This window comes from Lentzea kristufekii (assembly GCF_033949925.1).
GTDB classification, from domain to species: Bacteria; Actinomycetota; Actinomycetes; order Mycobacteriales; family Pseudonocardiaceae; genus Lentzea; species Lentzea kristufekii.
Map to the genome: position 1 here is coordinate 128,149 of NZ_JAXAVV010000002.1, position 24,208 is coordinate 152,356.

The following is a 24,208-nucleotide window of genomic DNA, read 5'->3' on the forward strand; positions in this document are numbered from 1 at the left end:
GGGATGTGCAATTTTATATCGCGTCGCCTTCATGGCTGTTTCATCTCTGCAACACCGCTATTTCGTGGTGAAACAGCAGCTAAAAGCCTTGTGGGACTCGTTCTTTCTGGTTCATCCTCTCGTGCGGAGCAGATATTTCGTCCTGCCTGGGGGATGGTTCACGTGGTGGCGGAGAAACGCGGTCGTGTGCGGCGCTTGTCCTTGCTCGGACTGGCGCTGTTGTTGCTCGTCACGTTGTTCGGCCCGGCTGCGTCGCAGTTGTTCCCGCTGATCACCGCTGAGCAGCGGGCTTTGCTGGAGGCGATCGCGCTCGCACCTGAGCAGGCGGGCGGCAGCGCGGCGGGCAAGCCGCACGAGATCGCCGAGGGACCGCCGCACCAGGCGAAGCCCGAGTCGTTGCAGTCCAGATATCCGGAGATCAAGTTTCCGGAACGCTCTGACGTGCCACGCAACGAGACCAAGGTGTTCACCGGCACGGCACAGGTGCGCGGCTTCGACCGAGAGACCAGTGAAGAACTACCCGAGCAACGAGGCAGGCAGCAGCGCACGTACCGCAACGACGACGGCACTCTCACGACCGAGTTCTCCCGTGACGCGCTGAACTACCAGTCCGCCGAGGGCGAGTGGCACGCCGTCGACCCTGCTGTCGAGGACGCGGGCGCGGAGGGCTGGCGAAACCGCGCGGACAGCGTGCGCACCAACTTCGCGCGCACATCGGACGCGCAACGCCTGGTGCACATGGACTTCGGTGACGGTGCAGAGTTCGGCTACGGCCTGCGGGGCGCCGCGCGCGCCACCGGAATCGTGGACGGTACGACAATCACCTACCCGGCCGCGCTGCCCGGCAGCGACCTGAAGCTCGAATCGGTTCCGGGCGGTGTCAAGGAGACCGTCGTGTTGCACGGCCCGGACGCGGCCAGGTCGTGGAGCTTCCCCCTGCACCTCAAGGGGCTGACCGCGCAGGTCGTCGACAACCAGGTGGTCCTCAAGGACAGGAGAGGCGCCGAGCGCGCAACCATTCCCGCGGGGTTCATGACCGACTCGGCGAAGGACCCTGCAACCTCGTTCGGCGTCAATTACTCCATTGTGGACGGCTCGCTCGAGGTGGAGGCGGACGGGGCCTGGCTGCGTGATCCGGCCCGCCGCTTCCCGGTCCTGGTCGACCCGAGCGTGCTGGAACTAACGGCGACCGACAGCATCGTGGTGCACGGCAACGGCCGTCAGTCCGGCGCCCAGGACCTGCTCGTCGGGCTGAACAACGGCGTCAAGCACGCCAGCTACCTGAACTTCGGCGACGTCGCCGGTGCGATCCGCGACCACAAGGTGTTCGGCGCTCAGCTCTACCTCACCAACTACTCGGCCAAGTCCTGCGATCCGCGGCCGATCACCGTGCACGCGGTCCGAAGCGCGTGGGGCACCGGTGGGGGCTACCCAGGCCCCGCATTCGACCCCGAACCGCTGACGAGCTCGTCCTTCGCACACGGCTACATCGGTGACTGGCAGCCCGTGTCGAGCTGTCCGACGGCGTCCGAGGTGATCGACCTCGGTGTGCGCGGCCGCGACCTTGTGCAGGGATGGGTGAACGGCCAGCCCAACCACGGCCTCACCGTCCGCGCCTCGGAGACCGACAGCCTCGGCTGGAAGAAGTTCACCGGCCACGGCACCGCGAACAAGCCGAGGCTGTTCGTCACCCACAGCCCTTACGACGCGGAGTACCGCATCGACAACGGGGTGCCGGACCCGCCGGTGCACGCCCAGTCACCTGGCAAGGTCAAGATCACCGTCACCAACCGCGGCGCGCAGACGTGGGGCAAGGACAGCTTCGTCCTCGGATACCGCGCCTACGCCGCCAACGGCGCCCCCTTCGCGACCGTCGAGTCCCAGAAGCTGACCGGCGACGTGCCCCGCGGGGGCTCGGTCACGCTCGATGCCCAGATCAACGCGATGCCGATCGGGGAGTACATCCTCGACTTCTCGATGCTGCGCAAGGGCGGACCCTGGTTCACCGACGAGCAGATCCCGCCCGCCCGGCTGACGTTGCGCGTGGTCAACATCAAGCCGATCGTCAAGGCGCAGTACCCGCCCAACGGCTACTCGGTGCAGACGCTGACTCCGCAGTTGTGGGTCGACGCCGTCGACGTCGACTCGCCGCCGGACAAGAAACCGCAGTACCGGTTCGAGATCTGCGAGAAGTACGTCGACAACAACGGTGTCGGCTGCGTCGTCAACTCCGGCTACGTCAACGACCGCGTGTTCACGGTCCCGGTCGGCGCGCTGCGGTGGAGCAAGAGCTACCAGTGGCGTGCGTTCGGGTATGACGGCATCGCCGAGAGCGTGGAACTGCCGCCGAGCACCCTGCTCACCGCCGTGCCGCAGCCGGAGATCACCTCGCACCTCGCGAACGCGCCCTACGGCGGTGCGAACGAGAACTTCGACTCGCAGACCGGCAACTACTTCTCCAGCGCGGTCGACGCGTCCGTTGCTGTCACCGGTCCGGCGCTCGACGTCGTGCGCACGTACAACAGCCTTGACCCGCGCAAGAACCTGATCTTCGGCGCCGGCTGGTCGACCCGCTACGACATGCGCGTCCAGCCCGATGGTGACGGTTCCGGCAACGTCGTCGTCACCTACCCCGATGGTCAGCAGGTCCGGTTCGGCCGCAACGCTGACGGCACCTTCTCCCCGCCACCCGGCCGTTCGGCGAACTTCCGCACCGAGGCCGCCGAGAGCGGTGGCGGCTGGCTGCTCACCGACAAGGCCTTCACCAGCTACCGATTCCGCGTCGACGGCAGGCTGTGGAAGATCATCGATGAGGCTGGGCATGTCGTCGAGGTCGAGTACGACGGCGCCGGCAACATCAAGCGGGCCATCAACCGCACGAGCGACCGCGCCCTGGAGTTCGGCTGGGCAGGCGGCACGCACGTCAGGACCGTCACGACTGACCCGGTGGACGGCAGCCCGGACGGGATCGTCTGGACCTACAGCTACACCGGAGACAAGCTCGACCAGGCCTGCGGGCCCGAGAACCACTGCACGAAGTACGACTACCAGCTCGGATCGCACTACCGCAGCGTGGTGGTCGACTCGCGGCCGCTGTCGTACTGGCGGCTCGGTGACCCACTTGGGACCAAGTCCGAGAGCCAGGTCCGCACGAACCTCGGCAAGGACGACGGCGTCTCGAAGGACGTCACGCCCGCCGAGGGCGTGCTGAACGGCACCTCCGACGGCTCCGGCCGGTTCAACGGCTCTTCGTCGGTGATCACGCTGCCGGCGGGCATGGTGCGCAAGAACCGCGACCTCACCGTTGAGCTGTGGTTCAAGACGTCGGCGGGCGGCCCGCTGTTCGGCTACCAGCAGCAGCCGATCACCGGGGTCTCCGCCGGCGCCGTGCCCGCGTTGTACGTCGGGCAGGACGGCAAGCTGCGCGGCCAGTTCTGGAACGGTGCCGCGAACCCGCTCACCTCGACCAGGACGGTCAACGACGACCAGTGGCACCACGTGGTGCTGTCCGGATCGCTCGCCACCCAGATGCTCTACCTCGACGGCGAGCCGGTCAGCACCACGCCGCTCGCCGGTGAGATCAACCACCCGGACGCGCTGCACAGCCAGATCGGCGGCGGCTACACCGTGCCGCCGTCCGCGTGGCCCGGCTGGGGCACCGACGCGCGCCGCTACTTCTCGGGCCTGATCGACGAGGTCGCCTACTACGAGCACCCGCTCGGTCCGGCCGAGGTCAAGTCCCACTACCAGGCCCGCGCCCCGTCCGACCAGCTGACGAGGCTGACCCTCCCAAGTGGACGGACGGCGGCACAGCTGCGCTACGACCTCGTCAACGACAGGGTAAGCGAGTTCACCGACCGCGACGGCGGCCTGTGGAAGATCAGCACTCCGGTCGTCACCGGCACCGCCGACAACCTGATCCGCACCACCCGCGTCACGGATCCCGGCAACCGCCAGCACTTCTACGACTTCGACCCGAAGCGCGGGCGCGTGCTGCGCTACGCCGCCCCGCTGGGCCTCGGCACCAGGCCGGAGGACGCGCGCGACGCCACGGGCAAGCCAAGCGCACCACCGGCACCCACCTGTCCTGCCCCGACCAGCCCACCACCGGGCCCCGGTGACCCGCCACCGGTCTACTGCGGCGGTCCGGGCACGCCGCCGAACGAGTGGATCGGCGGTCCCGTCGACGGCCAGGGCGTCCGCACGTTCACCTACGACGAGCAGGGCTTCCAGAGCACCGTCACCGACGAGAACGGCAACAAGGTCCACCTGACCACCGACGAGCGCGGGAACTTGGTGTCCCGCCAGACCTGCCGCGTCGCGCCGGGCGACTGCCAGACGTCGTACTCGACCTACTACCTCAACACCGGGGACGTCACCGATCCGCGCAACGACAAGATCGTCACGCACCGGGACGCCCGTTCCTCCGGCGCGACCGACTCCCGCTACCTCACCAGCTACGCCTACACCGGCGAGAACAACCAGCGAGGGCTACTCGCGCAGGTGTCCAAACCGGACGGTGGGGGGATCACCCACACCTACACGCTGCTCAACGGCGGCACCCCCGCGTTCGACGGAGGCGGCGCGCCCGCCGGCCTCCTCGCCACCTCGAAGGACAGTCGCGGCGCCGTCACGAAGTACAGCTACTTCCGCAACGGCGACCTCGCCCAGGAAGAGGTCGTCGCGACCGGGCTGATCACCCAGTACACCTACGACGCGCTGGGCAGGCGCACGTCCCAGAAGCAGATCTCCGACGACCACCCGCAGGGCCTCCAGACGACGTTCGCCTACGACAGGTTGTCGCGGCGCACGTCGGTAACGGAACCGGCCACCACCAACCTGGTCACGAAAGTCAAGCACACGTTGCGGACCGAGACGTCCTACGACGCCGATGGCCGGCCGCTCGAGGTGAAGGTCAAGGACGTCACCGGTGGCGACGCGGAGCGCGTCACGACGAACGAGTACGACGACCGAGGCCGGCTCAGCGTGCGGACCGACGCCGAGGGCGCCAAGACGTTCTACGGCTACGACTCGTTCGGCAACCGCGCGTCCATGACGGACGCGGGCGGCACGAAGTACGAGTACGCCTACACCGGCCGCAACAAGATCGCCGAGGTGCGGCTGCGCGCGTTCCACGACCAGCCGGTCGTGCCGGGCAGCGGCACCGGTGAGGGTACGACGTCGGACACGCCGGGCACCACGCTCGTGCTGCAGTCGTTCACCTACGACCTCGCCGGCCGAACGACCCGCGCCACCGACGCGATGGGGCGCACGAAGCAGTTCATCTACTACAACGACGACCTGCTTCACAAGGTCGTCGCCAAGGGCGTGCGCAACCCCTTCAACGCCGGTGAACCAGCGCGGGACGTCCTGCTGGAGGAGAACCTCTACGACGGCGCGGGCAACCCGGTCCGTCAGCTGACCCCCGGCACGGACGGGACCGGCAAGCGCGTCACGACCAGCACCTACGACGCCGTCGGCCGGGTCAGGGCCACCGAGTCCGATCCGGACGGTCTCAAACGCAGGACCGAGTTCACCTATGACACCCAGGGCAACACGACCCAGGTCAAGCGCACCGGCCTGAGCTCCAACAGCGTCGGCATCGACACCAGCCGCGTCGAAGTCACCGACTTCCAGTACGACCTCGCCGGCCGGATGTTCAAGCGGACGGTCGTCAACGGTCCCAAGTCGCTGGTCACCCAGCACGGCTACAACGACCGAGGCCTGCTGACCTCGGTCACCGACCCGCGCAACAACACCACCAACTTCGGCTACGACGAGCACGGCAACCAGGTGACGGTCACCTCGCCCCTCGTGCAGGTGGAGTCGAACGGCGGAGATCCGGTCGCGCACAGCCCGATGGTCACGACGGGCCTCGACACGTTCGGCGCGCCGACGCACATCAGGTCCCCGAACGGCCAGGTCGCCACGACCGGCTACGACCGGCTCGGACGCGTCGTGCGCACCGAGTCGCCGGACTACACGCGGCCGGGCGAGAACACGGCGAAGAAGTCGGTGCAGACCGTGAAGTACGACGGCCTGGGCAACCGGATCGAGGTGAAGGACCCGCGCGACGGCGTGACCACGAGCCGCTACGACCAGCTGGGCAGGCTGCGCGAGGTCCGGGAGCCCGCTCCCGGCGGAATCTGGTCGTACACCTACACCGCGACCGGTGAGACGTTGTCGGTGACGGACCCGACCGGCGCACGGGCCCAGGCGACCTACGACGACCTCGGCAGGCCGGTCACCAGCACCTCTTTGGAGCGCAAGCCGCAACCCGCCGCGTACACCACCGAGCTGCGCTACGACGACGCGGGCAACCTGCGCACGGTCACCCCGCCGTCGAAGTCCGTCACCCAGCACGACTACAACGTGCTCGGCGAGCGGATCCGGACCACCGCGCCGGACAACGTCACCACCCAGTTCGGCTACGACCTGGTGGGCAACCAAGTCCGCGTGTCCGACGGCCTCGGGCGCACGTCGTTCGCCAAGATCGACGCGGCGGGGCGCCCTGTGGGCACCTATCAGCTCAACGCGCAGCAGGCTGTGCTGCGCCAGACCGCGACCGTGTACGACGACGCCGGAAACGTGGTCGAGAGCCGCAACGCCGAGCAGGAAGCCACGACGTTCGCCTACGACGCGGCGAACCGGCTCGTGAGCCAGGTCGAACCGGTGGCGGACAACAAGTCCATCACCACGTCGTTCGGCTACGACGCCAACGGGCAACGCACGCGCTTCACCGACGGACGCTTGAACAGGTTCGTCACCACCTACAACAGCCTCGGCCTGCCCGAGTCGACCGTCGAACCCTCGACACCGCAACACCCTCAGCCCGCCGACCGCACCTGGACGACGAGCTACGACCTGGCGGGCAACCCGGACCTGCTGAAGGCGCCGGGAGGCGTGACGCGCACCCGCATGTACGACGCCCTGAACCGCATGAGGGAGGAAACCGGCGCAGGCGCTGAGGTCGCCACACCGAACCGTGCACTCACCTACGACGCCGCGGGCAGACTCAAGACCACCAATGCGCCCGGTGGCACCAACACGTTCGACTACAACGACCAGGGCCTGCTGCTCAGCGCGACCGGCCCGTCCGGCAACTCGTCGTTCACCTACGACGCCGATGGCAGGCCGCTGACGCAGACCGACGCCGCCGGCACCACCGTTAACTCCTATGTGGATGGTCGACTCAGGACTGTCCTCGACGGCGCCACCGGCCGAACCCGAGTGTTGGACTACGACAACGCGGGCTCGCTGGAGTCTGTGGCCTACGGTGCGGGCAACACCAGGACCTACGGCTACAACGAGTTCGGCGGCCTCGCGAGCGACACCCTGCGCGGCGGCACTACCACCGTCACCGCCACGACCTACGAGTACGACCTGGCCGACCGGGTCAAGCGCAAGAAGGTCGTCACCGGCGCCTCGGTCACCGACAACACCTACACCTACGACAAGTCGGGCCGCCTGAAGACCTGGGCCGCTGGCAGTGTGGCCACCGCTTACGACTGGGACGACTCGGGCAACCGCACGTCTGCAGGCGCGAGCACGGCGACGTTCGACGCACGTAACCGGATGCTGTCCGACGGCAGCACTTCCTACACCTGGTCGGCACGCGGCACCCCGATCAAACGCGGCGACGTGACGTACCAGTTCGACGCTTTCGACCGCTCGGTGAAGCGCGGCGCGGCCACGTACACCTACGACGGCCTCGACCGCTCGGTGCGCCGCAACGGGGTGGCGTTCTCCTACGTTGGCAAGTCCCTGAACGTCGCCTCCGACGGCACGACGAACTACAGCCGCGACCTGACCGGTTCACTGCTGTCGCTCAGCCGGGGCAACGACAAGCGCACCTTGGTCGCTGACCGGCACGGCGACGTGGTGGCTGGCTTCGACGGCGGCGCGGCACTGACCGGTCTGGCCGACTCGACGACATTCGACCCGTTCGGCAAGGTGCTGGCGAGCACCGGAACCCGCTCCTCGCTCGGCTTCCAGTCGGACTACACCGACCCGGACAGCGGCGAGGTGGACATGGGCGCCCGCTGGTACGACCCGGCGGCCGGCGCGTTCACCTCGCGCGACGACATCTCCTTGCCCACGGCGCCTTCGGGCGGTGCGAACCGCTTCACCTACGGCAACGGCGACCCAGTCGGCAATTACGACCCGGACGGCCACTACTGCGCCACCAACGGACGCTCATGGCTGTCGCCTGTCGCGGCTTGCCCGCCGCTCACAAGGGCCGCGGTCAAGTTGAAGACCAAGATCCCGGCACAACTGGCCGCCCGCGGAACCGGCCGGTTGGTCCCGTTCATCGGCTGGGGTTTCCTCGCCTACGACATCGTCGACGGCATCACCTCGAAGCCACAGAACAGCTTCCTCAGCCACTGGCCGAAGTTCAACTTCGCGCAGAAGAAGCCGGGTTCCCTCGACCCCGAGCAACCGGTGAGCGAGAACGGCGAGATCGGTGACTTCGCCCAGCTTCCGCCCGACGTCGTCCTCCCGCCGCCGATCCCGCCGGGCGTGATCGCCCGCATCGAGGCCGAGCAGGCTGTCAAGAACGTTGAGATGGCGCTCGACCCGGCAGCGCTCGCGGTCGTGATCGCCGGCGGTGTCGTGGCGGCGAACCCGGACGTGCCGGCGGCGGTCGTGTCGACGGTGCTGCAAGACGTCCAGGACGAGGAAGTCGTCAACGAAAAGGCGCGGCAGGCGGTGCTGGGGGCCGATAACACGGTCATCCAGAACGCCGAGGAGACCCTGCCGTCGGAGCTGTCCAGCAACGACAACTCGTTGACGAAGATCTACACCGAGCAGGGCATCTACCGGATCGAACGCGACGGTGACGGCAGGCTGGTCAGCAAGGAACTGGTGGCGTCGTTCGGGGAGAGGGACATCGTCGACGACGTCGACCTGGGAACTTATGCGGACAGCCTGCGCGGTGACAGCCAGAAGTCGACGCCACGCGTCGCGTCCGAGTACGTTTCGCCGAGCGGAGGGGTCTACCGCGCATATGCCGCGGAAGGGCTTAACATGCCGAACCCGCTGAAACGTGTGCTAGATGAGGTCACGAACATCACGATGGACAGTAGGCGGGGTGTTTGCGGCGAGATCAACGCGCTCATTAAGGCGTGTAACGCCGAGGGCATTAAAGCGGTCCGGGGAGGTCACATGAGATCGGTGTTCGTGAAGTCACTTCAGAGTCCAACGACAAAACACGGATCGGTGGTGGATCCCTGCGATCTTTATTGCAAAACCGCGTTGGAGGGACTCGACATCACCTGGGACGAGATGAGATGACCTTGTCGATCGTGGAAACCATCGCTCCTCCCGCCCGGTCGCTGCTGGAAGCGGCCGGGTGGTACCCCGGCCGCAACGTCTCGATCGAAGCGTGGGACGACGTGCTGCGCAGCGAAGGGCATCGACTTTCGCCTGCTGCGAAGGAGGTCTTGACGAGTCTTGGCGGGTTGACGGTGACGCCGAGCCCGGCTGCCAAGTACGGGGAGCGACTTCACTTCGAGCCTGAGCTTGCAGGAGCGGGCGCGTACGACATCGCTGAGAGGTTCGAGGTGCTCTTCGGACAGACCTTCTACCCGATCGCCGAGTGGGTCTCGAACTCGATCGTGTACCTGGGCGACAGGGGAAAGGTCGTGTCCTGGGACCACGTCGAACCGCTGGACATCGCCGACTCCTTCACGGAGGCACTGGACGTGATGTTGGTGGGAACGCGTGACCCGCGCGTGCTTCCGTTCGCGTTCTAGACCGGGTTCGGAACCACGTCCACCCCGAGCGAGGCGAAGAGCTCGGCCGCCATCTCCCGATGCGGCCGAGCCTGCTCCTCCCCGGACACCGCCCCCACCGCATCCGCGTACACCCGCAAAGCCCGGGCCTCGCCCAGCCGATGCCCGTGCTCCCGATGAGCCAGAACGGCCCGCCACCCGTCGACGACAGCAGCCGGCGCATTCCCCAGCCGAAGGTGAGCGGCAGCGAGCGCCGTCAGCACCCGGCCGACACGAGACCGGACTCCCGACGACACCACCAGCGACTGCGCCCGCCGGCACATCTCCAGCGAATCGGCATCCCGCCCGGCCGCGCTCAAGGCCTCCGCCATGCCGAGCAGGGCGGCGGCCTCTGCCCGGCGATGGCCGAGCGAGCGTGCCACGTCGAACGCACGGGAGTGGTGGTTCACAGCGTCGTCGGAAAGACCTAACCGCAGGCAGACGGCGCCCAGGGTGTTGTGCGCCTCGGCGGCCAGGCGGGGATGGTGGGCGGCGGACGCCAGGGCCCGGGAGGCGTGGTCGTGGGCCTGGGCCAGGTCGCCGCGGTCCAGGTGCACTCTGGCGAGGCTGTCCTGCACCTCCACCCGTGCCTGGTGGGCGTCGGTCTCACCCAGGCGGAGCAGAGCCTCGTCGAAGGTCGCGCGGGCGCGGGCCAGGTCGCCCATCTCCCAGAACGCCGAGCCGAGGTTCACCAGAGTCGTGGCCTCGGCGGCGAGGTGACCCGCTGCGCGTTGGACGACCAGAGCCAACGAGTACTCGGTGATGGCGACGGCGGGCTGGCCCATGTCCTGACGGAGTACGCCGATGTTGTTGCGGGTGGCGTGCACTACGCGAGGGAAGTCGTGGTTGGAGGCGATGAGCAGTGCCTGGTCGTACTCCTCCAGAGCCACGCCGTGGTGGTGGAAGCTCGCGTAGAGGGTGCCGAGGCTGTGGTGCATCAACGCTTGCGCCCGCGGATTGCCCACGGCGGCGCGCAGGCCGGCGTGGGCTGCCACGGCCCAGTCGGTGCCGTTGGTCTGCAGCCAGAAGTAGCCGCGCAGGGCGTCGGTCAGCTGCCACGCCATCGGGTGTGGGCCGTGGTCGGCTGCGTGGCAGATGGCGGCCACCAGGTTGGCTCGTTCGGCGTGCAGCCACGTCAGCGCGTCTTCTGCGGTGCGGAACGTGGTAGCCGGGGAGCACGGCAGCATCTCCGGGTAGAGATGTTGTGCCGCGCCGAGTGCGCGCGTCAGGTACCAGTCGTAGACGCTGTCGACGCCGCGCTGGTCGGGCAGTGCGGCGGCGTAGTTGCGGATCAGGTCGTGAAAGCGGAACCGGCCCGGCGCGATGCGGAGCACGAGGTGCGCGTCGGTGAGCACGCGCAGCACCGTGGCCGCGGTGACTGGGGAGGCGGAGATCAGCACGGCCGCGACCTCGGTGCCGAAGTCGTCGCCCGGTATTCTGGCGAGCAGTCGAAAAGCCTGCTGTGCCAACGGATCCAGTGCGGCGTAGGAAAGGTCGAACGCGGCTGACACGGCTACTCGGGCGTCGCCCGCGACGGACAGGGCTGCCAGGCCCTGGCCGCGCAGTTCGGCAACGTACTCGGAGATCGAGCCGGTGATGTTCGCGGCGGCGATGCGCAACGCGAGCGGCAGGTGCGTGCACAGCGCGACGAGTTCCGCCGCGGCAAGGGGTTCTGTCTGCACCAGTTCCGGACCGACGACGTCCACCAGCAGCTGTTCGGCCTCGGCGGAGTCGAACACGTCGACGGTCAGTGAGCGCGCCCCGTGCGTGACCACCAGGCCGCGCAACGGATCCCGGCTCGTGACCAGCGCCGCGCAGCCCCCGTCGGCCGGCAGGAGCTTGCGCACGTGCTCGGCGTCGGCGGCGTTGTCCAGCACCACGAGCATGCGGCGACCGGCGACGACCGAGCGGAACAGTGCTGCCTGTTCGTCCACGTCGAGCGGGATGCGTTCAGCCGGGATGCCGGTGCCGCGCAGGAACTGGTTGAGCACCTGCTCGGCGGTGAGCGGCGGCTGTTCGTCGTAGCCGCGCAGGTCCGCGAACAGCTGGCCGTCCGGGAAGTGCTCGCGGACCTGGTGCGCGACGTGGACGGCGAGCGCGGTCTTGCCGACGCCTGGCGGGCCGCTCAGCACCACGACGGACGTGGCGTCGGCGCAGGCACGCACTCGAGTCGTCACCCACTCGGTCAGCTCCGTCCTGCCGACGAACCCCCGCAGGTCCAGAGGGAGCTGCATCGGCACCGGCGTGGCTGCGGGTTCGGCCACACCTTCACCGCCCGCCAGCACCGTCGCGTGCAACTGCAGCAGCTCGGGGCCGGGATCGACGCCGAGCTCCTCGGCCAGCACACGGCGCACGTCCTGGTATGCGGCGAGCGCGTCCGCCTGCCGGCCGGACCGCCACAACGCGGTGATCAGCTGCGCCCACATGCGTTCACGCACCGGGTGCGCGGACACCAGCGCCCGCAGCTCACCGATCACCGCTGAGTGCTCGCCCAGTTCCAGGTCGGCGTCGAGGCGCAGTTCCACGGCGTGCAGCCGTTCCTCCGCCAGCGCTGGCGTCACGTGCGCGACGACGTATGTCGCCTGCACGTCGACGAGCGGAGTGCCCCGCCACAACGCGTCGGCGTCACGCAGCAAAGCCGCGCGGGCGGCGAGATCGGTCGTGGCCCGAGCCGTGGCCACCATGCGCCGGAACGCCACCAGGTCCACCGCCCCAGGTTCGACGGTGAGCTGGTAGCCGCCCGGCGTGGTGCGGATCAGCTCCCTGTCATCGCCGAGCAGCGCCCGCAGACGCATGACGTACACCTGCAACGTCCGCTTGGCGTTGGCCGGCGGCGAGTCGCCCCACAACCTGTCGGCCAGCTCTTCGACGCGCACCACCTCGTTCGCCCTGATCAGCAGCAGGGCGAGCAACGCGCGCAGCTTCGCCGTCCGCACGGCGAGCGGCCGCGAGCCGTCGAACGCCTCGAGCGGCCCGAGCACCCCGAAGCGGAAACCGCCGGACATCACCACCTCCGGAAGTCGATCGCGCACTCGATCACTTGTCCAGCAAGCGCCGGATCGCCCCGGTCACCAAGCCCTCCGTGCAGTCGGGAGCTCCGGGCCGGTCACGGGGCGAGGCCCGCAACGGCGCGGGCATGAGGTACGAGAGCGCGGCAGTGCCGGCGCCCGCGATCTCGGGATCGTCCTGCCACCCGGCGGCGTAACCACCGCGCCACAGCAGGTCGTCCGCGACGACGTAGGCGTCCACGTGGTTCGCGTACGCCATGATCCACAACGGTTTCGCGTACTCGTTCTTCGTGCCGACGTGGTAGCCGCTGACCACCTCGTGCGCGAGTGCGAGCACAGTCAGGCCGCCGAGGTCCAGACGCTGCACTGTCATCGGCAGCGACCGCGGCAGCGCGCCTCGGCTGATCAGGTCGAGCATCCGTTCGGCGTGTCGGCGAACGCTGTCCTCGGTGCCGTTCGCATCGACGCGCTGCTGGTACTTGCGCCGCAACCGTTCCACGGCAGCAGGATCCGCCAGATCCACGGAGAACGGCAGGTCGATCGTCTCCGCCGCCGTCCTGAAAGGACCATCGACTGGGAGGAAAGCGTTGTTGCGCACCATGGCGACCACGGAGTCGGCCAGCCGGTCGCCGGTGAGCCGCAGCGCCGATTCCGAGCCCATCGAGGCCGGGTTGAGATCGCCCGCCGCGCCCTGGAAGAACAGAGCGGGCACGCCGAGACGACGCGTCACCTCGGCGGCTGCCCGGCCGCAGTGGTCCGCGTCGAACGTCCTGGTGGCGAACGGGTGGCACACGGGATGGCAGGCGTGGCCGAACAGCACGGCGTGCAGCGCTCCGTCCGAGACGCGCCGCGCCACCAGCACCGGCACGTCGGGCGGTGCCCAGCCGAGTATCTCCCGGTTGACCGCGAGGTAGGCCTGCCCTTCCGCGTACCCGAGGCTGACCTGGACCGGCGCCGCCGCCCGCGCTCGGGTCAGCAGCCGGACGAGCACCCCGACGAACTCCGCGGTGAACGCGTCAGTTAGAGCGACGTCCTCCTCGTTGCCCAGCAACACGTACGGGTCGGGCACACGGCCGACCATCGGCCCGTTGTGGGTGTGGCTCTGCGCCAACACGAAGTCCGCGGGGGAAGCGACCAGACCGGCGGACACGAGCCGCGTCACGATCTCCAGGTACACCGCGCGGGGCACGCTGATCACGTCGACCCGCAAGAGCACGACGACGTGACCCGTGGCGTCGGTCAGCACCGCGCACTGCGCCCGCAGCCGTCTGCCCTCCACCGCGCTGCCGTCGCTGCGGCGCTCCGACCAGCCGTACCCGCCCATCGGCACGCCCGCGCCGGGCGTGTGGTCGGCGGACTCGATCCGCATGGTGAAGCTCATACCGTCACCACGCCGTCGTTCGCCCAGGTCTGCCACGGCTGCCAGCCCGCGCCGGTCCGCCGTGTCCAGGTCATCGCACCCTCTGCCGTCACCCCGAACACCGAGATCTCGCCGGTGGCACTGCGCACCGCCGACGGGTCCGTTGCGGTGGCGCCGCCGAGGTCAGTCCAGGCCCAGGCGCCGCCGTGCCCGTCCTGCTCTGCGAGCCACACCCGGCGTCCCGCGTCGCGTGCCACGACGACGAGGCCGCCGTTCGGGCCGGTGAGCACCGCCGGCCTGCCCGTGATGGTCCGGTCGCCAATCGAGGCGAACGTGCCCCACGCACCCCCACCGGTCTGCTGTCCGAGGTATGCGAGCCTGCCGTCGTCGCTGCGCGCCACGACCGCGAGCGCACCGATCGGCGTAACGGCGACGGCGGGGTCGCCGCCCAACGAGCCGCCGAGCCCAGTCCAGCCCGCAGACCAGTCGTCGCCGACCCCGACCTGCCAGCGGTGCACGAGGCCCGTGCCGCTGCGTGCGAACACCACCCCACCGCCGGAACCCCCGATGACCGCGCACGGCCGCCCGGCCACGCCGAGGTCGAGCCAAGCACCCCAGGCACCCGACTCCGACTGCTGCTCGCGGTACAGCACGGAACCCTGCGCGTTGCGGACGTGCACGGCCATGCGCCCGGTCGGTCCGACCGTGACGGTGGGCTCGTTCGTGCCGGTCACCACGCCGAGCCCGTGCCAGTCCGACCACTCGCCGCCGTACGTGTTCTGCCAGCAGTGCACCAGTTCACCGCCGGAGCGCGCGAACACGACGATCGCGCCGTTCGGCACGGTGACGGCGATCGGGCGGCAATCCAGAGCCGTTTCCTGGATCAGGTCGAATTTCGACCAGGCGCCGCCGCTCTGATACCGGTACCGCAGGTACCGCTTCGGCCCGAGCGCGAACGCGGCCAGTCCGCGGCCGGTGTCGACGACCGCCGGATAGCCAGGTGACACGGTGGTCAGGAAGCTGGTTTCCACCGCGTCGGCGGACGCCTGCGCGATGTGGACATGACCGAGCGCGGCCAGGCCGGTGGTGAGGAAGGCGCCCTTGATCGCCGTCCTTCTGGTGACGCTGTTCAAGTAGACCCCCAGGGTGTGCCGGGCCAGGTTATGGGGTCGGCCGTCGCATTTGCGGTGGTCGAGCGGCAGTCGGTGGCGGGCGCCGCGCCGCTGGAACCGTCGTCGCTGGCAGGAGCAGCGGTTTCCGGTGTAGGACTGATAACGGAGCCGTGCAACTGTGTCTGTACGCGTCCGATCTCGACTTATCGGTGGGGAGCGCTCGTGACGGTTATCAAGTAGACCGCGTCGCCCAGCGCGTTCCACGCCAGCACGTCGATTTTTCGCGAAGTGTCAATGACCGGGGTGGCGTCCGGGCTTCTGGTCAGTGCGTGCGCTGGTAGTCCTCCCATGTCCGGATCGGGATTCGGGGCCCGTCGTCGGGGCGGTGGTTGGCGAGGCCGTTGAAGCCGAGGTAGTAGTCACCGGCCTGGTTCTGGGCCTGGGTGGCCTGGTCGGTGTCGTTGATCGCCACGGCGTGGATGTGCCACGGCCAGTCACCCTGGGCTGGGCTGCGGACCCAGGCGGCGAAGCCGACCTGGCGCAGCGCACGGGCGACGGCGGTGCGGGTGTCGGCGGACATGCCGTCGACCTTGATGTCCACGACGCCGCCGCCGTCGTGGGTGCCGGCGGAGGTCGGGTCCCCGCCTGGGTTGTAGGAGCCCTGCGACAGCACGAGGCGACGCCCCAGGAGACGTTCGGTCTCGGTGAGCATCGCCTGTGTGCGGGTGTTGACGACGTACCCGTCGCGCTGAACCTTCGGGCCTGGTTTGATCACGTGGGAGACGGTGAACCTGCCCTGCCCGAGCGTGGCCAGCGAACTCGCGCCGGGCAGTCCGTTCGCGGCCAGTCCGGTGTGTCCGAGCGAACGCTGGTAGGCCGCGTACGCCGTGATGGTCGTGGTTCCGAAGTAACCGTCGACCCAGCGGGCGTCCAGCAGATTGCGTGCCTGGAGTGCCCGCTCGACGGCCAGCACGGAATCCTTGGCGCCTGGAGTCAGCGTGTCGTCGGCGCGCCGGGGATCGATCTGGGCGGCCAGGACGGTGGCTTCCATGTTGACGACGGGCAGGGCGGCGGTTGTTTCGGCCTGGGACGGCAGCGCCCGTGGGGCTGCGGCTGAAGCCTGCGTCGCGCTCAACGTCAGGCAGCCCAGGACAGCGAAGGTCGCCAGCGCCGTATTGGCGCCTTGGTTCTTCATCTTTGTCTTCATGCGGTGTTTCTTCCCGTTCGGTCAAAGCCCGGCCTCGGTCCAGCACCGGGAACCGTGTGCGTGCGGCTTGTCATGGAGGTGCATTTCCTGCCGGCAGGGGTCAGCGGGTCAGCTGCACCGTTGGTCGGTCAATGCGGTTTCGGCGGCGCCTACGAGGACGGGCACGGCGAGGGCCGCGGCAGTGGTGTTTTGGACATGGTTGTTCCCCTTGTTCTGGCAGCGGGGACAGCGCGAGCGCAGTGCATTTGGGCAAGGCTCGGGCATGGCGCTGACAAAGCTCTGACACGACGATGAGCAGAGCGCGACATCACCGCCAACCACTGGTCGATGATGGAAAGTCACGCCGCGGCCGGCGCCGACGCCGTGCGCTCATGGCTCGAACAGCTTTGATGACAAGGAAAAGGACTGAGATGACCGAGTTCGTCATGCCGGCGTTCGACCCGGCGCTGCTGCCCCCGTCCGTCCGCTTCGGACTGTCGGACACGTTGCCGTGGCTGAACCGGATGCGCGCCGCCAACCCGGTGCTGCGCGACCCGTTCGGCATGCACCACGTCTTCACCCACGCCGAGGTCCAGAAGGCGCTGGGCGACCCCGGCACGTTCTCCAGCGACCCGTCGCACGTGATGCCGCAGGCCGCCGCGGAGCTGTCCGCGGGGATGCTCGCGGTGATGGACCCGCCCGCGCACACCAAGGTGCGCCGGATCGCGAGCGCGGCGTTCACCCCGAAACGCGTCAAGGACCTCAACGAGCGCATCGAGGCGATCGCCGAGGAACTGCTCGACGCGGTGGCAGAAGACGAGTTCGACTTCGTCACGTCGTTCTCGCAGTACCTGCCGCTGGTCGTGGTGTCGGAGCTGCTCGGCATCCCGAGGGCCGACCTGCCCCAGTTCCTCGGCTGGACCGAGCAGCTGCTCCAGGTCACCGTGCCGAACCCGAACGACGCGGCCGAGATGGACGCGGCGTTGCAGGCGGCCCTGTTCGGACCGCTCGTCCAGATGCAGCAGTACATGGCCGGGCTCTGCGCCGAGCTGCGCGCGAACCCGCGCGACGGGTTCATCAGCGACCTGCTCCATGCCGAAGTGGACGGTGAGCGCCTCGCCGACCACGAGGCCGTCAACCTCGCCATCCAGCTGCTGCAGGCCGGGCACATCACCTCGGCCTCGGTGCTGGCCAACTCCGTGCTGAAGCTCGCGGAGAACCCCGGGATCGAGGCCAGGCTGCGCGCCGACCCCGCGCTGATCCCGGCCGCGGTCGACGAGGTCCTGCGGTTCACCCCGCCCGTGCCGCGCCTGCAGCGCTTCACCACCACCGACACCGAACTCGGTGGCGTGCGGATCCCGGCGAAGAGCATGGTCTTCCTGTCGTTGCTCTCGGCCAACCACGACGAGGCCGAGTTCACCGACCCGGACACGTTCGACATCGACCGCGGTGCCTCCCGCAACCTCACCTTCGGCCACGGCATCCACTTCTGCCTCGGCGCGATGCTCGCGCGCGTGGAGGTGACCGGCGCGCTGGACGCGCTGTTCGACCGAATTCCTGTGTGGACGATCGACGAAGCCGTCGAGTACCGGGAATCCCATCTGCTGTTCGCACCGAAGCGGGTCCCGCTGGTCGTCAGCACCACCACAACCGATCGGAGAGATCCGGCATGACCGAGACCCTCGACACCACGACCGAACTCCCGGCGTTCCCGCTGCCGCGCGGCAAGTGCCCGTACCAGCCGCCCGCCGGATACGCGGAGCTGCACCGGACCGCGCCGCTGTCGAAGGTGAAGCTGGTCGACGAGAAGACGGCCTGGGTCGTCACCGGCTACGCCGAGGCCCGCGCGCTGCTGTCCGACCCGCGGCTGTCGGCGGCCCGCTCGCACCCGGACTTCCCCAACAACGCCAAGATCATGCCCGGCACGGGGATGCCGCAGCCGGTCCCCGAGGGCGACGCGCTGACGTTCGCCCAGCTCGACGACCCGGAGCACAACGCCCAGCGCCGCCTGGTGATCCCGAGCTTCACCCTGCGGCAGGCCAAGATGATGCGGCCGAAGATCCAGCGGATCGTCGACAGGTTGATCGACGACATGCTGGCCGGCGGCGACACCGCGGACCTGGTGTCGCAGTTCGCCGTGCCGTTCCCGTCGTTGATGATGGCGGAACTGTTCGGCGTGCCCGAGGAGGACCGCGGCGTCTACACCGAGCACGTCCAGTACCTGGCGACGCGGCCGGACATGATGATCCCGGCGATCTACACCCTCAGCGACTTCTACATCAAGCTGTTCGACAGCAAGCGCGCCGAGCCGGGCGAGGACCTCGCCACGCACATGGTGACGAGCTTCGACGAGCGTCCGGGCGAGATCGGCTTCCAGCAGCTGCTCAACTCGGCGATGCTCGTGACGGTGTCGGGCAACGAGTCGACGATGACGATGATCTCGCTCGGTGCTTTCGCGGTGCTGAACAACCCGGCACAGGCCGACGTCCTGCGCGAGGACCCGGCCGGTGCCGCGCCGCGTGCCGTCGAGGAGCTGCTGCGCTACATCTCCGCGGGCGACATCATCTCGCGGCTCGCGACCGAGGACATCGAGGTCGGCGGGCAGACGATCCGCGCGGGCGAAGGCGTCATCCTGGCGACGCCGGCGGTCAACCGCGACCCCGAGGCGTTCCCCGAGCCGGACGAGCTCGACCTGCGCCGCGACGACAAGACGCACCTCACGTTCGGGCACGGCCCACACCAGTGCGTCGCGATGAACTTCGCCACGGCCGCGCTGGAGGTCGTGTTCTCGACGCTGTTCGCTCGCCTGCCGGGCCTGCGCCTGGCGGTGCCGGCGGAGGACGTGCCGCCCGGCGGCCTGGGCGTGTACCGCGTGGCCGAGCTCCCGGTGACGTGGTGATGGAGGACCGAAACGCCTGGTTCCGCCGGTTCCACCCCACCGCCGCGCCCAAGGCACGCCTGGTGTGCCTGCCGCACGCGGGAGGTTCGGCGTCGTTCTACTTCCCGGTGTCCAGGGCACTGGCCCCGGACGTCGAGGTGCTGGCCGTTCAGTACCCGGGACGGCAGGACCGCCGCCAGGAGCCGATGATCCCGACGATCGGCGCCCTCGCCGACCGGATCACCGCGCTGCTGCGCGACGAGTCCGGCCTGCCGTTGGCGCTGTTCGGCCACAGCATGGGCGCGATGGTGGCCTACGAGGTGACGCGGCGGCTGGAAGCGGAGGGCACCGGACCGGCGGCCCTGTTCGTCTCGGGCCGCCGCGCGCCCGACCGCTACCGCGACGACCGCGTGCACACCCGTTCCGACGAGGGCGTGATCGCCGAGATCCGCCGCTTGAGCGGCACGGAGACGGACCTGCTCGGCGACGAGGAGGTGGTGCGCATGATCCTTCCCGTGCTGCGCAACGACTACCGCGCGGTGGAGACGTACCGGCACACCCCCGGCGCGCAGCTGTCGACGCCGGTGGTGGCGTTCACCGGCACCGAGGACCCGGTGGCTCCGCTGCCGGACGTCCAGGCGTGGGCCGAGCACACCACCGGTGGGTTCGAGCTGGTTCCGCTGCCCGGCGGACACTTCTTCCTGACCCGCCACCAGGACGTGTTGCTGCGGATCATGACCGAACGGTTGGTGGGCGCGGTTCCCGCCTGACGTGTGGCCCTGACGGGCAAGAGGGTGCCGGCGGTCGCTCGTGCCCACCGGGCACGGGCGACCGCCGTTCTACCCGCGGAGCGCGGACCGTTCCGTCCATTGGTTGTTCCTGGCCCGCGTGGACGCTCAACCGAGCAACCCGTCGACCGCCGCACCTGCGCTGTCACGTTGCGTGACCGACTCGGTACAGTTCGACGTGTGGGGACGCGTTTCAAAGTGCTGGGCACCATCGAGGCTCGCGCCGGTGGCGAGGTGCTCGACCTGGGGCCGCCGAAGCAGCGCAGGGTGCTGGCCGTGCTGCTCGTGCACGCCGGACAGGTCGTGGCGGTGGAACAGATCGTCGACGCGGTGTGGCACACCGACCGGCCGCACCGGCCCAAGGAGACGCTGCAGACCTACGTCGCCAGGTTGCGGCCCGTGCTGGGTGTGGAGATCGTGCGGAGCGCAGGCGGTTACCTGCTCGACGCCGCACCGGAATCCGTTGACCTGCATCGGTTTCGCGCACTGGTGCGGCAGGCCCGTGAGTTGCCCGATGCCGACGCGGCGGGACCGGTCGCTGAAGCGCTCGGGCTGTGGCGTGGTGAGCCGTTCCACGGTGCCGGCACGCCCTGGTTCGTCACGCAGCGTGCCGCGCTCGTGGAGGAACGCTTCGCCGCGCGCCTGCTTCGCACGGACATCGCGTTGCGGCTCGGCGAGCACAGCGCGCTGGTGCCCGAGCTGATCGCGGCGGTCGCCGAACACCCGCGCGACGAACGGCTGGCCGGCCAGTTGTTGCTCGCGCTCTACCGCGACGGGCGTCAGGCCGAGGCGTTGCGGTACTACGAGGACCTGCGCGCGCGTCTCCGCGAGGAACTGGGCACCGACCCCTGTGTCGAGTTGCGCCGCCTGCACCAGCAGCTGCTCACCGACGACAACGCGGTTCCGCGTCAGCTTCCCGCGCCACCGCCCGCGTTCGTCGGGCGTGCGGGCGAACTGGCCACTTTGGACGGTGCGGTCAGCGGGGTGGTCGTCGTCGGTGGACCTGGTGGCGTCGGGAAGACCGCGCTCGTCCTGCGCTGGGCACACGACCACGCCTGCCTCTTCCCGGACGGGCAGCTGCACGTGAACCTGCGCGGCTTCGACCCGTCCGCGCCTCCTGCCCAGGCGAGCGTGGTGCTGCACGGGTTCCTGGGCGCGCTCGGCGTTCTCCCCGAACGCATGCCGGACGACCTCGACTCCCGCAGCGCGCTCTTCCGGGAACGCGTCGCGGGACGGCGGATGCTGATCGTGCTCGACAACGCGTGGAACGAGGACCAGGTCCGGCCGCTGCTGCCGGGCGGGGACACCTGCCTCGTGGTGGTGAGCAGCCGCAACCGGCTCACCGGGCTGACCGTGGCCGAGCAGGCGCGTCCGGTCACGGTGCCGATGCTCGCCGTCGGCGAGGCGATCGCGCTGCTGACCCAGCGGCTGGGCGGCGAGCGGCTCGAGGACACCGACGCGGTGCACGACCTCATCAGGCTCACCGCCGGGCTGCCTCTCGCGCTCTCCGTGGTCGCGGCGCGGGCGCTGGCACATCCGGGCTTTCCCTTGCGGGCACTGGTGAAGGAGCTCCAGGACGAACGCGGCCGGCTCGACGCGCTGGACGCGGGCGAACCGGCGTCCAGCGTGCGGGCCGTGACATCGTGGTCCTACCACCGGCTCTCCGCGCCCGCCGCGCGGTTGTTCCGCCTGCTCGGCGTGCACCCCGGCCCCGACATCGACGTGACCGCCGCGTCCGCGCTGGCCGGCACGGAGGCCAGGCCGTTGCTCGCCGAGCTGACCAGGGCGCACGTCCTGGACGAGCCGGTGCCCGGCCGGTTCGCGTCGCACGACCTGCTGCGCGCCTTCGCCCGCGACGAGGCCACGCCCGAGGAGGCGCGGCAGGCGCTCGACCGGGTGCTCGACCACTACCTGCACACCGGCTTCGCCGCCGAACGCCACCTCTCGCCGCACTGGCCGCCCATCGACCTGACGCCGCCGGGTGCCGGTGCCGCCGGTTCTTACGACGAGGCGGTCGAGTGGTTCACCGCGGAACGGGCGGTGCTGCTCGCCTGCGCCGACCTGGCCGCCCGTGAGGGCCGGGACGTGCACGCCTGGCAGCTGCCCTGGGTGCTGTCGACCTACCTCACCCGCAGCGGCCACTGGGACGACCGGGCCGCGACCCAGCGCGCCGCTCTCGCCGCCGCACGCCGGCTGGGCGACCACGCCGCGCTGGCGGAGACGTTGCTGCTGCTCGGCCGCGGGCACAGCGTCCTGGGTGATCAGCCGCGTGCGATCGACGAGCTCACCGAGGCGCTCGCGTCCTTCCGCGCCGTCGCGAACCCCACGGGCGAGGGCATCACCCACTTCTCGCTCAGCGTCGCGCACGCCCGCTGTGAGAACGCCGTGGCGGCGCTGGACCACGGACGGCAGGCGCTGGAGTTGTTCCGCACCACGGGCGACCGCGCGTGGGAGGCGTTCAGCCTGTGCGCGACGGGCTGGTACCACGCGCAACTCGGAGACCTCGACCTCGCGGTCGAGGAAAGCCTTGCCGCCCTGCGCCTGTTGGAGGACGGAGGCGACCGGGACTGCGAGGCGCACGCGCAGCGCACCCTTGGGTTCGTGCAGCGGCAACGCGGTGATCTCGCCGCGGCCGTCGGCCACCACGAACGCGCCCGTGAGCTCTTCCACGAGCTGGGCGACGCCTACAGCGAGGCCGTCACCGCGGACTGGCTGGGTGACGCGCTGCACGCCGTCGGCCGGGTTCCCGCCGCGCGAGAGGCATGGCGGCGTGCGGAGTTCCTGTTCGCCGAACTGGAGCTGAAGGAAGTATTCGCGGTGCGCGCGAAACTGGCGGACTAAATCCTTCGAAAACCTGGAATTGCCAGCTCAGGCAGCCAGGACGGCAGGTAGGCGAATCAGTAGAATTCGTTTACATGTACAACGGCGAAGCAATTATCGCTTACCGCGAACGACGTCGTAAAAGATTGTGGAAGTTTGCTCTTTTGTTCGCGCTCACCGTCTTTCGTCGGTTTCTTTCCGCAGTGGCGGTGATCGTCGTGGGTGCGGTGTTCCTCATCGCCAGCCTCCCGGACGGCACCAAGCTCCTGGCCAAGCGCGCCGGCTGGTCCTGGCTCGCGCGGCCGGGGGAGGCCAGCGCGGCGCTCAAGGCGGCGCTGCCACCGGTCACGTCCCTGCTGACGTGGATCGGCTACGCCGTGGCGGCGTACGTGCTGGCTCTGATGTTGTTGTCGTGGCGGCACAAGCGGCCGCGCCTCGTCCTGTGGGGGCTCGGCGTGCTCGTGGCGTCCACGTTCGTGCTGCACGGACTCACGTGGTTCTTCGTCTTCGTCCGCTTCATCGTGAAGATCATCGGCTCTGTCATCGGGTTCGTGGTCAGCGTCGTCGGCTGGGTCGTGACCCTGCTGAACGACTACCTGATCCGCCCGTTCGTCGGACTGTTCGAGTTCCTGCTGGGCGGCTTCGCCTGGATCGGGGCAGCGCTCGTCGTCCTGGTGGTGCTGGGGACCGCCTACGAGGCCAGGGCCAGGTGGGCGAAGGGAGTCGCGCTGGTCCTCGGTGTCGCCGCGGTGCTGGTGGGTGTTGTCGTCGGTGTGCGCTGGCTGATCGGCCTGGTACCCGAGGGGTTCTGGAGGGAGGGGGCGTCGATCGGCGCCCTGGTGTTCGGCTGGTTGTTCGCCGCCGGTGTGTGCGCGGGGGTCGGGCGGCTGTTCCTCGACCAGATCCGCAGTGGCGCGCACGCCGGCAGTGGCCGCAGGGGAGTGGTGATGGGCGCGATCGCCGTCGGGTCCACGCTGGCCGTGCTGATGCTCGTGGGCAACGTCCACGGGGCGTACGCGCTCTACCCGGCCCACGTCGAGGCCTGGGCGCGAGCGGTCCTGCTGAGCGACGCGCCGAAGCTGGACGCGACGGTGACGCTGCTCGTGGTCGGCCTGTGCGTGCTGGGGGTGCTGCGGAACCTGGGCCGGATGCGGGACGAGCCGAGCACGGAGGAATTCCGGCGCTCGCTGGTCTTCACGATCATCGGCGTCTACGTCGCGGGGGGCATCGCCGCGCTGGACAAGGAGACCTCGGACTGAAGCCGTTCCTGTCGGACCGAGGGG

At 69.3% G+C, this 24,208-nt stretch carries 11 protein-coding genes; 7 read left to right on the forward strand and 4 right to left on the reverse strand.

What is annotated here, in order from left to right:
• Window positions 1-195 precede the first annotated feature (195 nt).
• Together SK571_RS04200 and SK571_RS04205 are read left to right on the forward strand one after the other, a co-directional pair.
• The gene (locus SK571_RS04200; RefSeq protein WP_319982689.1) at window positions 196-9,294 is read left to right on the forward strand and encodes a LamG-like jellyroll fold domain-containing protein; all 9,099 of its coding nucleotides are present in this window, start codon (window positions 196-198) and stop codon (window positions 9,292-9,294) included.
• On the forward strand, window positions 9,291-9,755 hold the full coding sequence (locus tag SK571_RS04205) for an SUKH-3 domain-containing protein (RefSeq protein ID WP_319982690.1): 465 nt from the start codon (window positions 9,291-9,293) through the stop codon (window positions 9,753-9,755). The genes SK571_RS04200 and SK571_RS04205 overlap by 4 nt, the downstream gene beginning before the upstream one ends.
• Here SK571_RS04205 and SK571_RS04210 read toward each other — a convergent pair.
• The 4 genes from SK571_RS04210 to SK571_RS04225 form a co-directional block, all read right to left on the reverse strand.
• Entirely contained in the window at window positions 9,752-12,805 is a 3,054-nt protein-coding gene (locus tag SK571_RS04210) for an AfsR/SARP family transcriptional regulator (protein ID WP_319982691.1), read from the reverse strand. The two genes, SK571_RS04205 and SK571_RS04210, sit on opposite strands and share 4 nt — an antisense overlap.
• A 4-nt stretch (window positions 12,806-12,809) precedes the next feature.
• Entirely contained in the window at window positions 12,810-14,162 is a 1,353-nt protein-coding gene (locus tag SK571_RS04215) for a hypothetical protein (protein WP_319982692.1), read from the reverse strand.
• Window positions 14,159-15,274 (reverse strand): hypothetical protein, encoded by a 1,116-nt coding sequence (locus tag SK571_RS04220; RefSeq protein WP_319982693.1) that lies wholly within the window; start codon window positions 15,272-15,274, stop codon window positions 14,159-14,161. The genes SK571_RS04215 and SK571_RS04220 overlap by 4 nt, the downstream gene beginning before the upstream one ends.
• A gap of 301 nt (window positions 15,275-15,575) precedes the next feature.
• A complete protein-coding gene (locus SK571_RS04225; protein ID WP_319982694.1) occupies window positions 15,576-16,448 on the reverse strand; it encodes a peptidoglycan-binding domain-containing protein in 873 nt (290 codons plus the stop codon).
• A 422-nt stretch (window positions 16,449-16,870) separates the two neighbouring features.
• On the opposite strand from SK571_RS04225, the gene SK571_RS04230 reads away from it, so the two are divergent.
• From SK571_RS04230 to SK571_RS04250, 5 genes are all read left to right on the forward strand, one after another.
• Window positions 16,871-18,112 carry a cytochrome P450 gene (locus tag SK571_RS04230; RefSeq protein WP_319982695.1) on the forward strand — a complete coding sequence of 414 codons (1,242 nt, stop codon included), beginning with the start codon at window positions 16,871-16,873 and terminating at the stop codon, window positions 18,110-18,112.
• Window positions 18,109-19,338 carry a cytochrome P450 gene (locus tag SK571_RS04235; protein WP_319982696.1) on the forward strand — a complete coding sequence of 410 codons (1,230 nt, stop codon included), beginning with the start codon at window positions 18,109-18,111 and terminating at the stop codon, window positions 19,336-19,338. Before SK571_RS04230 ends, SK571_RS04235 begins: the two co-directional genes overlap by 4 nt.
• Window positions 19,338-20,087, forward strand: coding sequence for a thioesterase II family protein (locus SK571_RS04240; RefSeq protein WP_319982697.1), 750 nt, complete (start codon window positions 19,338-19,340; stop codon window positions 20,085-20,087). Before SK571_RS04235 ends, SK571_RS04240 begins: the two co-directional genes overlap by 1 nt.
• Window positions 20,088-20,285: 198 nt before the next feature.
• Entirely contained in the window at window positions 20,286-22,946 is a 2,661-nt protein-coding gene (locus SK571_RS04245; protein ID WP_319982698.1) for an AfsR/SARP family transcriptional regulator, read from the forward strand.
• 182 nt (window positions 22,947-23,128) lie between these two features.
• Complete coding sequence (locus tag SK571_RS04250; RefSeq protein ID WP_319982699.1) at window positions 23,129-24,184, forward strand: hypothetical protein; 1,056 nt, start codon at window positions 23,129-23,131, stop codon at window positions 24,182-24,184.
• The last annotated feature ends 24 nt before the right edge of the window (window positions 24,185-24,208 follow it).

Excerpts from the sequence above, each read along its gene's own strand:
- SK571_RS04230 (WP_319982695.1), top strand. The coding sequence starts at position 16,871 with ATGACCGAGTTCGTCATGCCGGCGTTCGACCCGGCGCTGCTGCCCCCG.
- SK571_RS04205 (WP_319982690.1), top strand. The coding sequence starts at position 9,291 with ATGACCTTGTCGATCGTGGAAACCATCGCTCCTCCCGCCCGGTCGCTG.
- SK571_RS04235 (WP_319982696.1), top strand. The coding sequence starts at position 18,109 with ATGACCGAGACCCTCGACACCACGACCGAACTCCCGGCGTTCCCGCTG.
- SK571_RS04215 (WP_319982692.1), bottom strand. The coding sequence starts at position 14,162 with ATGAGCTTCACCATGCGGATCGAGTCCGCCGACCACACGCCCGGCGCG.
- SK571_RS04240 (WP_319982697.1), top strand. The coding sequence starts at position 19,338 with ATGGAGGACCGAAACGCCTGGTTCCGCCGGTTCCACCCCACCGCCGCG.
- SK571_RS04225 (WP_319982694.1), bottom strand. The coding sequence starts at position 16,448 with ATGAAGAACCAAGGCGCCAATACGGCGCTGGCGACCTTCGCTGTCCTG.